This is a genomic window from Streptomyces sp. NPDC007095 (assembly GCF_040634475.1).
Lineage (GTDB): Bacteria > Actinomycetota > Actinomycetes > Streptomycetales > Streptomycetaceae > Streptomyces.
In genome coordinates, this window is record NZ_JBEYFS010000320.1 from 1 (window position 1) to 9,583 (window position 9,583).

Sequence of the window (9,583 nt, forward strand, 5' to 3'; positions counted from 1 at the left end):
GCCCGCTCGGGCATGTCCTCCATCGCGACCTGCGCGCCCGCAGCCTGGCCGAGCGCACCCTCGCGGGCGCCGCGGACGCCCCGCTGGTGGCCTCCGCGGTCGCCGCCACGTTCGCGGGGGTGCTCGCCGACTGGCTGCACGGACTCCTTGAGGGCACCCCGGAGGAAGTCGCCGACCAGGTCTGGCAGTTGCTGGTCGCCCTGCACATGAGCCGCTGACGCCGCGGGTACGGTTCACTTCACTGGCAGCCCACCGCGTCCTTCGTCGCGGGCCATGCCTCCACCCCGTCGGGCGTGCGGACATAGGCCGTCATCCTGTCGGGCGTCAGCCAGAGTTCCCAGTCGCCGCGGCGATATCCGGTGTCGTGCGCGCCGGCGGGCATGCGGACGTCCCCGTCGTACGCGGCGGTGAGCAGCCCGCTCCCCAGCACTCCGCGCGGATCGCGTGCGTACATCCTGCCGTTCTTGCCGTCCTCTCCGTCGCCCGTCGAAAGGAAGTGCGCGCTCTGCCAGCCGCACTGCTCCGCACCCACCGAGCTGCTCAGCACGGTGGTGGGTACCCGGTGACCGGTGCGATCGGTCCAGATCCCGAAGTCCTGCGAGTCGGTGAAGCTCGCCGGGAGTTCGGCCGGATCACAGGAGGCACTGGTCTCCGGGCCCCAACCGGGGCGCTGCGGCTGGTCCTTGGCGACCACCACGGCGACCTTGGTCCTGCCGTCGACGTCATAGGAGAAGAGGACTCGGTCGCCTTCCCTGCGTTCCATCCGGTAGCCGTGGTCGGGGACTTGGGACTTTTCCATGTCGAAGTACGCGCTCAGCCCCTCCTCGGGTGTCGCGCCGCCGTCACCCTTGCTCCACGCCCCGCCCCCGCTCCCCTCGAAGATCTCGCCGTCGCACTCCAGCGCCCGGCCCGCCGCGCCCGAAGCCGCCTCGGCCTCGTGCACACTGCCGTCGACACTCTCCTTGAACGGCAGGTCCAGCCGCCCCGCGTACGGCGTTGCCGGGGGCGTACCGGTGACGACGAGGTCCTCGCGCACCCCGTCGTCGTCGCAGCCCACCGCCGCCAGTCCCACCAGTGCCACCGCCGCCACGATCCCTCTGCGCATCCCGCCCCCTGTTCGACGCACACTCGCTGTCCCTCCTCCGACGCACGAGGGACCGTGATCGTTCGCACGGGGGACCGTGATCGTTCGCACGGGGGACCGTGATCGTTCGCACGAGGGACCGTGATCGTTCGCACGAGGGACGGTGAGGGATCGTCGCTCAGCGAGCCGCCTGGAACGTGCGCCGGTAGGCCCCCGGCGAGACGCCGATCGCCGCGTGCAGGTGCTGGCGGAGCGAGGTGCCCGTCGCGAAGCCGACCTCGCCGGCGATCTGGTCCACCGAGAGGTCACTGGACTCCAGCAGATGGCGGGCCCGGGCGACGCGCTGCTGGATGAGCCAGCGGCCGGGGCTCATGCCCACCTCGTCGTTGAAGCGGCGGGCGAAGGTGCGCAGGCTCATGCGGGCATGTCCGGCGAGATCGGCCAGGGTCAGTGGGTCACCCAGTCGGGCGAGGGCCCACCCACGGGTCGCCGCCGTGCTGGTCGCCGTCGCGTCCGGCACGGGCTGCTCGATGTACTGGGCCTGACCGCCGTCGCGCCAGGGCGGCACCACACAGCGCCGGGCCACCTTGTTGGCCAGCTCACTGCCGTGGTCGTTGCGCAGGATGTGCAGACAGACGTCGACGCCGGAGGCGGCACCTGCGGAGGTGAGGATCGTGCCGTCGTCCACGAAGAGCACGTCCGCGTCCAGGAGCACCTCCGGGAACAGGCGCCGGAAATCGTCGGCCAGCTGCCAGTGCGTGGTCGCCCGCCGCCCCTGAAGGAGGCCGGCCGCCGCCAGCACGAACGCGCCCGTGCAGATGGAGACGATGCGGGTGCCCGGGCGGATGAGCGCGAGCGCCGCGGTGACCTCGGCGGAGAGCTCCGCGGTCACGGCGGCCGGGTCGATGGCGGGGATCACCACCGTGTCCGCCGTGCCCAGCACCTCGGGGCCGTGCTCGACGGTGACCGAGAAATCCGCGTTGCAGCGCACGGGGTGGCCGTCGACGGTGCAGGTCAGCACCTCGTACCGGCCGTCCGCGGCGCCGAAGATCCGGCTGGGGATACCCAGCTCGAAGGGGTAGACGCCGTCCAGTGCCAGGACGGCCACGCGCTCCACACGCTTCACTCGGCTCATGGCACGATCTTATCGAAGGTTGGCAATCTTGCCATTTCGCGGAGCGTGCCGGCCCGGCACGCTGGGTTCATGAGCACTGCGAACACGATGCGCGCGATCAGTCAGGACGTCCTCGGCGGGCCCGAGGTCCTCAAGGAAGTGGAGATCGATCGGCCGACGCCCGGGCCGAGCGAGGTACTGGTACGGGTGCGGGCGGCCGGGGTCAACCCGACCGACTGGAAGCACCGGGCGACGGGCGGGTTCCTGGGACAGCCGCCCTTCGTCCTGGGCTGGGACGTCTCCGGAGTGGTGGAGGCGGTCGGGGTCGGCGTCACCCTGTACGAGCCCGGCGACGAGGTCTTCGGCATGCTGCCGTACCCGTTCGGGCACGGCTCGCACGCCGAGTACGTGACCGCGCCCGCCCGCTCCTTCGCGCCGAAGCCGGCCGGGATCGACCACACGGAGGCGGGCGCCCTGCCGCTGGTCTCGCTGACCGCCTGGCAGGCGCTGGTCGACACGGCCGACCTGCGGCCGGGGCAGCGGGTGCTGATCCACGCCGCGGCCGGCGGCGTCGGGCATGTGGCCGTACAGATCGCCAAGGCGCGCGGCGCGTATGTGATCGGCACGGCGAGCGCGGGCAAGCACGAGTTCCTGCGCGGCCTCGGCGCCGACGAGCTGATCGACTACCGGGAGACCGAATTCACCGAGGCGGTCCGGGACGTCGACGTCGTCCTGGACACGATCGGCGGGGAGAACACCTTCCGCTCGCTGCATGTGCTGCGCGAGGGCGGGATCGTGGTGTCGATCCTGCCGATGGGGCCGGAGGAGCTCTACAAGGAAGCCGCGGCGCTCGGTGTGCGGGCGGCGCGGATGCTGGTGGAGGCCGACCACGCGGGCATGCGGGCGGTCGCGGACCTCGTCGACGCGGGCAAGCTGCGCGCGACGATCGCCGGGACGTTCCCGCTGGCCGACGCCGCCGAGGCACACACGCTCGGCGACACCGGCCGGACCACGGGCAAGCTGGTGCTCACGGTCGACTAGAAGGCATGTACGGGTTGTCGACCAGAAGACAAGTACGGGTTGCCGGCTAGAAGGTCAGTACGGGCTTGATCGTCTTGCCCGCCTTCATGTCCCGCACCGCCTGCTCGATGTCCGCGAACGGATAGTGGCTGATCAGGCGGTGCAGCGGGAACCGTCCCTCCTTCACGAGCTGGACCAGCGCGGGGATGAAGGTATGGGTCTCGCTGTCCCCCAGAGTGAGGCCGACGATCCGCCTGCCGGGGATCAACCCGTTGACGTCCAGGGCGACTTCGGTACCGAAGGGCGGGGCGCCGACCACGACCAGGGTGCCGCGCGCGGCGAGCGCGTCGGCGCCCTGGCGCAGTACGGCGACGCTGCCGGTGGTCTCGACGACACCGTCGGCACCGTGACCGTCCGTCAGCAGCGCGACGGCCTCGCCGAGGTCGGTCTCGCCCGCGTCGATCGTGTGCGTCGCACCCAACTCCTCGGCCAGGGTGAGGCGTTCGGCGACCCGGTCGACCGCGATGATCCTCGTGGCGGGGGTCAGGGCGGCGGCCATCACCGCGGACAGGCCGACCGCTCCGGCGCCGAGCACGACGAGGGTGTCGCCGAGCCGGGGCTTCAGCACGTTCCAGACCGCACCGACCCCGGTCTGCACCCCGCAGCCCAGGGGGGCGATGGACTCCAGCGGCACATCGGGGTCGATCTTCACCAGGCTGCGCGCGTCGACCAGCGCCCGCTCGGCGAAGGAGGACTGCCCGAAGAAGTGCCCGCCGAGCGGGACCCCGGCACGGCTGATGGTGCTGGTGCCGTCGGCGCGCCGGCCGCCGATGAGGTTCAGCGGCAGCCAGGTGGCGCAGTAGGCGGGGTGCCCGTCACGGCAGTTGTGGCAGCCGCCGCAGGAGGTGAAGGACAGGACGGCGTGGTCGCCGGGGGCGACGCCGGTGACATCCGGTCCGACGGCCTCGACGACGCCCGCTCCCTCGTGGCCGAGGACGCCGGGCAGGGGGAAGGGCAGACCGCCGCTCGCCACACCGAGGTCGGTGTGGCACAGGCCGGTCGCCACCATGCGGACGAGGACTTCGCCGGAGCCTGGCTCGTCGAGTTCGACATCGGCGAGCGTGAACGGCGCGCCTGAGGACTCGACCACGGCCGCGCGGGTGGGGGTGGGCATCGTACGAACTCCCTTTGGTGATGGTGCGCGGCTCAGTCGAGCGAGACGACGACGGACTTGACCTTGGTGTAGGAGGCGAGGGCCTCGGGCCCGTACTCCCGGCCGAAGCCGGAGTCCTTGACCCCGCCGAAGGGGACCGCGGGGTCGAGCATCGCCCAGTCGTTGATCCAGACGATGCCCGCCTGGAGCCGGTCGGCGACGCGGTGCGCGCGGGTGAGGTCGGTGGTCTGGATGCCCGAAGCCAGGCCGTACGGGGTGGAGTTGGCCAGTTCGACGGCCTCGTCCTCGGTGTCGAAGGGCTGGACGGTGAGGACCGGGCCGAAGATCTCCTCCTGGATCACGCGGGAGTCGTTCGGCAGGCCCGCGAGGACCGTGGGCTTGTAGTAGTAGCCGCCGTCGAGGTCGAGCCGCTCGCCGCCGCAGACGATGCGGGCGCCCTCCTTGCGGGCCAGTTCGACGTACTCCTCGACCTTGCGGAGGTGCCTCTCCCCCGCCATCGGACCGACGACGGTCTCGGGGGCGCGTGGGTCGCCGACCGGGACGCCGGGGACGGCGTCGGCGAGGATGTTCAGCAGGGTGCTGTACACCGAGCGTGCCACCAGCAGCCGCGGGCCGCCCATGCAGAACTGCCCGGTGTTGAAGACGAATCCCTTGATGACCGCGCCGACCGCCTTCTCCAGGTCGGCGTCCTCGAAGACGACGTGGGCCGCGTTGCCGCCCAGTTCCATGGTGACCGGCTTGAGCGCCTCGCCCGCGACGCTCGCGGCGTGCCGCCCGACGGCCGTCGAACCGGTGAAGGCGAGCTTGTCGATGCCGGGATTGCGCAGCAGCGCCTCGCCCGCGACCGGTCCGCTGCCGGTGACGACGTTCACCACCCCGTCCGGGACCCCGGCCTCCTGCAGCAGGCGGGCCATGTACAGGGCGCTGAGCGGGGTCTCGTCGGCGGGCTTGTGCACCACGGTGTTGCCGGCCGCGAGGGCCGGGGCGAGCTTCGAACTGGAGAGGATCAGCGGGAAGTTGAAGGGCGTGATCGCGGCGACCACGCCGAGCGGTCCCCGGCGCGTGTAGGCGAAGGCGCCCAGCGGGGTGTCGCGGGTGGCGCCGTCCAGGGTCTGGGCGAGCGCGGCGCAGTACTCGTACTCGTCGGCCGCCGTGAGCACGTCGACGGGGCGGCACAGGGAGATGGGCTTTCCGACGTCGAGGCTCTCCAGAGCTGCGAGCTCGTCGGCGTTCTCACGGATCAACTCCGAGACGCGGTGCAGCACCCTGCCCCGCTCGCGTCCGCTCAGGCCGGCCCAGGGGCCGTGGTCGAAGGCCTCCCGTGCGGCGCGTACGGCGGCGTCCACGTCCGCCGCACCCGCCTCGGCGACCGTCGTGACCACCTGGCCGGTGGACGGGTCGATCACGTCCGTACGCGCTCCGTCGGCCGCCTCGCGCCACTGTCCGCCGATGAACAGTCGCCCGGGCCCGCTCTCGAAGGTGGTCGTCATTGCCCACTCCTCAGCCTTGATCGCCAAGTTTTCAACCAACAGGATTCCTGTTGGTTGGCAGTCTCATTACGGACAGGTTTCCTGTCAATGCCTTAGGCTGAACCCATGGTCGGCACCCAGGTAACGAAGGCACCTCCGTCCCTGCTCTACATGGTCAAGCAGGTGGAGCTCGTCGTGCGCTCCCACCTCGACGAACTGGTGAAGCCGGCGGGGATCACCGCACTGCAGTACACGTCACTCACCGTGCTGGAGCGACACGACGGCCTCTCGGCGGCGCAGCTCGCGCGGGACTCCTTCGTGACCGCGCAGTCGATGGCCGACCTGGTGCGCTCACTGGAGAACCGCGGACTGATCCGCCGCGAGCGCAATCCACGCAACCGGCGCGAGCTGCTGATCCTGCTCACCGACGAGGGGCGCGCACTGCTGGCGCGGTTCACCGACGAAGTGCGTGACCTGGAGGAACGCATGGTGCGCGATCTCAGCGCGCACCAGACGGATCAGTTCCGCCAGGCACTGTCCAAGGCTTGGCACGCGCTGTCGTGATCCGCGCGGCCGATCTGGGGGACGACTCGCCATTCAAATGGCAGACATATGTCAATCGAACATATCGAAGCATCCCCTCCGACCTGCAGAAACGCTAGATCATGCCTCCTCAGTCAGCACCACGTCAGCACGGTGCTGGGTCAGCGCCACATCCATCACCATGACCGCCCGGCCGGTGGCGTCGGGGGTGAGGTGCCCGTACGTGTCCGCCGTCTCCGTGATGCTCTTGTGCCCCAGCCACCGGGACACGTCCAAGAGTGGCAAGCCGTTGCTGAGCGCGGTCGAGGCGAACCAGTGGCGCAGGTCGTGAGGCGACCACTCGTAACCCAGGATATTCACTACCTTACGGAAAGCATACGAGTAGTTCGAGTTGGCCACGAGGGTGCCGGTCATCGTCTGGAACAGGGCGCCGTCCGGACCGGTGCCGTAACGAGCCACGTGCTCACCCACGGCGTCGGACAGGTGCGTCGCCAACGGGATGTCCCGCCAGTCCCCCTTCCTACGGTGCTTCAGCGGGCCCAGGACGGCCCCCTTGACGCCCTTGACGCGTATGACCTGGCGGCGGAGCCTCACACGGTCGTCGAGGAAGTCTCCGACCCGCAAGCCGAGCATCTCGCCCTTCCGGAGCCCGAGGCCCGCCATGAGCCAGACGGAGAGCGCCCACTCCCGGCGGAACTCGTCCGCGATGTCCTGCACCTGCTGAGCAGACGGGAGGAGCATCTCATCCACAGACCGGCTCGGCAGCAGGGGCAGCTTGGCAGCAACGAAGGGATGCCGGCCGACATCACCGTTGTTCACCGCAGCCGTGAAAACCGCCTTCAGGGGTATCGTGTACGCCTGCACGGAGTGCGCAGAGAGCCCTCCGGCCGTCATGTGGGCACCCAACCGCTCGATGTCCTCGGGGCGTATCGAGGTCAGCAGTCGTTCTCCCATAAAGGGGAAGACGTGCAGCCGGAAGCCCCGCTCGTACGTGCTCTCTGTGTTCGGTGCGAGGTGCTGACGTTCGAGCCACGCCTCCGCGTACGTCCGGAGCGGTACGGCGCCCCGCTTGGGATCGAGGTACGTGCCTTCCCGCTTGGCGCTCTCCATCTCTACGCCGTGGTCGTCGGCCTCGCGCTTGGTCGGGAATGACCTCTCGCGCTGCCGACCAGACCGGCCTCCCGGCTCCCGGTATCTGACCGTCCAGGGGTGGCCGCATCTGGTCTTCTCACACGGATAGTTCTTATTCTTGTCGTCGGTCTTGCACTTCTGGAATACGGTGGCCAAGTGGCGTCCTTTCGGCCTTGGGCGCTGGGCGACAAGCTCACCCGTAGTTGCGATCGAGGTAGGTCACGACATCGCGCTCTCGGAAGCGCAGGAGACGCCCGACTTTCTGCGGCTTGAGCCCCCAGGCGCGGTACTTGTTCTTGACGGTGATCTCGCTGACCCTGAGCCATGCAGCCACTTCTTCCGGGGTCAGCAGCCGGTTGCTCCCTCCGGCGGTCAAGGCGCCACCCGACTGTTTGTCTCCGCGAGATCCCGGACAGGCACGGAGTCGGCGAGCAGACCAGAGGGGACTGCCAACCGGGGACGGAAATGGGCAGGGGGTATCGCGGATCGACACATAGGTGGAGTTCCTTGAGGAGGAGCGCGCAGAGCGACTGAGCGGGATCAGCAACACCAGAGAGTCCACGCCAACTCGACGTGGATATGGCTACCTTTCAGCGAATGGCGCTGCCGATTTTAGGGAGGCCACAGACGGGGCCGCGCATTTCCTCCTTGTACATTGCGGCACTACCGGCTGCGCCCACAACGGCTCCACCGCCAGGCACAGCCGCTGCGAACACCCCCAATGGTCGTCACGATCGCCGGTTTGGCTAACCGGCGATCGTGGTCTATGTTGTGCGCCCGCACAGGGAAGTTCACGGACTTCTCTGAGCGAGCAAAGCTCAAAGGGCCAGTTAGTGCAGCCAGAGACCAGGGCGGCGTCGTCCGTCACGCGGGCCAAGAACCCGCCGTCAGGCTGCGCGCCGCGACGCGTTCGGGAGCAGCGACAGCTCCGGCAACGTATCGAGGCACGGCTCCGAGGCGTGTCGCGATGTTCGCGAAGACCACTCGGTCCCGGCGATAGCCGCGTTGCAGCAATTCCTCGCCGAACAGTCCGGCCGCACAGACGCAGAATCCGGTGGATACGGCAACATAGTCAACCACTGTTTGGTCAGCCCAAGCCTTCGGCCTGCCAAGGACAAAGAGTACGACTGAAGTGAAGCGGTCGAATCGGATAGCGGATTCAGACAGATGTGCCTCCCAAATACGGACCATGCCAGCACGGCAACCTCGCACGGCTGGGTCTCAGAGTTGTTAGCCACTCTGCCGAGTAGCCCCGTCGTCCGACCTGGCGTTTTCCGGGACGTTGTACGTTGACATAGTCCCGGCGGAGGTATCCAGTCCTTTGAAGTTCTTTCTCGTCTGCCGTGAGCGAAGGTGTCCTTTGACAATGAAGTCAGTGAGGTTTTCTCAGCGGTGATCACTTCCAGATTGTGTTGAGGACGAGGGCGGCGCGGGCGATGTCGCCGATCCGGCTCGGGCTGACCGTGACGTGCTGCAGAGCCCGCCATCGCTGCTTGAGCTCGGCGGCGGTGCGCTCGCCGAGGGCCGGACATGCCGTAGCAGCATGTTGAGCATGCGGGTGTCGGCATGAAGTGCCTGTTCGGACTTGCCCTTCGGGCGGCGAACCGGGATTCGGATGCCGATGCCAGCTCCGATGTAGCCCTTGTCGGCCAGGGTCGGCAGGCCATCGGCCGCAGCCTTGTAAAGGGCGGGCAGGGCGTGAATGCGGGCGGCGGTGATGTCGGGGGTGGAACCGGGTTCGACGTCGGAGACCCACAGCGGGGTGCCGTCCGGGCCGGACAGGAACTGGATGTTCCCGCCGAACGCTTTGTGTTTCTGACTGAACCACAGGTCGTTCCCGTTGTCCCGGACGCCGGCGAGACGGTCGGACTGAACCTTCCCCTTGATCGTGGACACCTGGAGACTGGGACCTGAGGTTCCAGAGGAAGTAGCACCAGGTGGGAAGCATGTACACGAAGCGGTACACCGAGGAGTTCAAGCGGGACGCGATCGCGCTCGTCGACTCCTCGGGCAAGACGGTCACTGCGGTTGCGAGGGAGCTCGGCATC

General features: G+C 68.8%; 10 protein-coding genes and 1 pseudogene. 4 read left to right on the plus strand and 7 right to left on the minus strand.

Annotation, left to right across the window (positions count from 1 at the left end; translation table 11 throughout):
- Window positions 1-218 (plus strand): annotated as a pseudogene (locus ABZ656_RS52955) (TetR/AcrR family transcriptional regulator); the annotation flags it as partial.
- Between the two features lie 20 nt (window positions 219-238).
- Here the strand turns inward: ABZ656_RS52955 and ABZ656_RS52960 are convergent.
- Window positions 239-1,105 (minus strand): hypothetical protein, encoded by an 867-nt coding sequence (locus tag ABZ656_RS52960; RefSeq protein WP_360279226.1) that lies wholly within the window; start codon window positions 1,103-1,105, stop codon window positions 239-241.
- A 157-nt stretch (window positions 1,106-1,262) separates the two neighbouring features.
- Window positions 1,263-2,219 (minus strand): helix-turn-helix domain-containing protein, encoded by a 957-nt coding sequence (locus tag ABZ656_RS52965; RefSeq protein ID WP_360279229.1) that lies wholly within the window; start codon window positions 2,217-2,219, stop codon window positions 1,263-1,265.
- Between the two features lie 69 nt (window positions 2,220-2,288).
- On the opposite strand from ABZ656_RS52965, the gene ABZ656_RS52970 reads away from it, so the two are divergent.
- Window positions 2,289-3,239, plus strand: a complete 951-nt coding sequence (locus ABZ656_RS52970) for an NADP-dependent oxidoreductase (RefSeq protein ID WP_101402541.1) — start codon at window positions 2,289-2,291, stop codon at window positions 3,237-3,239.
- 46 nt (window positions 3,240-3,285) lie between these two features.
- Here ABZ656_RS52970 and ABZ656_RS52975 read toward each other — a convergent pair whose 3' ends face one another.
- Together ABZ656_RS52975 and ABZ656_RS52980 are read right to left on the minus strand one after the other, a co-directional pair.
- Window positions 3,286-4,392, minus strand: a complete 1,107-nt coding sequence (locus ABZ656_RS52975) for an NAD(P)-dependent alcohol dehydrogenase (protein WP_360279232.1) — start codon at window positions 4,390-4,392, stop codon at window positions 3,286-3,288.
- Between the two features lie 32 nt (window positions 4,393-4,424).
- Complete coding sequence (locus tag ABZ656_RS52980; protein ID WP_360279235.1) at window positions 4,425-5,882, minus strand: aldehyde dehydrogenase family protein; 1,458 nt, start codon at window positions 5,880-5,882, stop codon at window positions 4,425-4,427.
- 105 nt (window positions 5,883-5,987) lie between these two features.
- Between ABZ656_RS52980 and ABZ656_RS52985 the strand changes: the two genes are divergently transcribed.
- Window positions 5,988-6,425, plus strand: a complete 438-nt coding sequence (locus ABZ656_RS52985) for a MarR family transcriptional regulator (protein WP_101402538.1) — start codon at window positions 5,988-5,990, stop codon at window positions 6,423-6,425.
- 99 nt (window positions 6,426-6,524) lie between these two features.
- Here ABZ656_RS52985 and ABZ656_RS52990 read toward each other — a convergent pair whose 3' ends face one another.
- From ABZ656_RS52990 to ABZ656_RS53000, 3 genes are all read right to left on the minus strand, one after another.
- Complete coding sequence (locus ABZ656_RS52990; RefSeq protein WP_360279238.1) at window positions 6,525-7,691, minus strand: tyrosine-type recombinase/integrase; 1,167 nt, start codon at window positions 7,689-7,691, stop codon at window positions 6,525-6,527.
- Between the two features lie 37 nt (window positions 7,692-7,728).
- Entirely contained in the window at window positions 7,729-7,911 is a 183-nt protein-coding gene (locus tag ABZ656_RS52995) for a helix-turn-helix domain-containing protein (protein ID WP_360279240.1), read from the minus strand.
- Window positions 7,912-8,921: 1,010 nt separating this feature from the next.
- Window positions 8,922-9,431: a transposase family protein gene (locus ABZ656_RS53000; protein WP_360279243.1), complete on the minus strand. Its 510-nt coding sequence runs from the start codon at window positions 9,429-9,431 to the stop codon at window positions 8,922-8,924.
- 50 nt (window positions 9,432-9,481) lie between these two features.
- Between ABZ656_RS53000 and ABZ656_RS53005 the strand changes: the two genes are divergently transcribed.
- On the plus strand, window positions 9,482-9,583 hold a 102-nt coding region (locus ABZ656_RS53005), incomplete at its 3' end, for a transposase (protein WP_360279246.1).

What these genes read in the sequence shown, in the direction of transcription:
- ABZ656_RS52960 (WP_360279226.1), bottom strand. Translation starts at nt 1,105, where the DNA reads ATGCGCAGAGGGATCGTGGCGGCGGTGGCACTGGTGGGACTGGCGGCG.
- ABZ656_RS52965 (WP_360279229.1), bottom strand. Translation starts at nt 2,219, where the DNA reads ATGAGCCGAGTGAAGCGTGTGGAGCGCGTGGCCGTCCTGGCACTGGAC.
- ABZ656_RS52970 (WP_101402541.1), top strand. Translation starts at nt 2,289, where the DNA reads ATGAGCACTGCGAACACGATGCGCGCGATCAGTCAGGACGTCCTCGGC.
- ABZ656_RS52975 (WP_360279232.1), bottom strand. Translation starts at nt 4,392, where the DNA reads ATGCCCACCCCCACCCGCGCGGCCGTGGTCGAGTCCTCAGGCGCGCCG.
- ABZ656_RS52980 (WP_360279235.1), bottom strand. Translation starts at nt 5,882, where the DNA reads ATGACGACCACCTTCGAGAGCGGGCCCGGGCGACTGTTCATCGGCGGA.
- ABZ656_RS52985 (WP_101402538.1), top strand. Translation starts at nt 5,988, where the DNA reads ATGGTCGGCACCCAGGTAACGAAGGCACCTCCGTCCCTGCTCTACATG.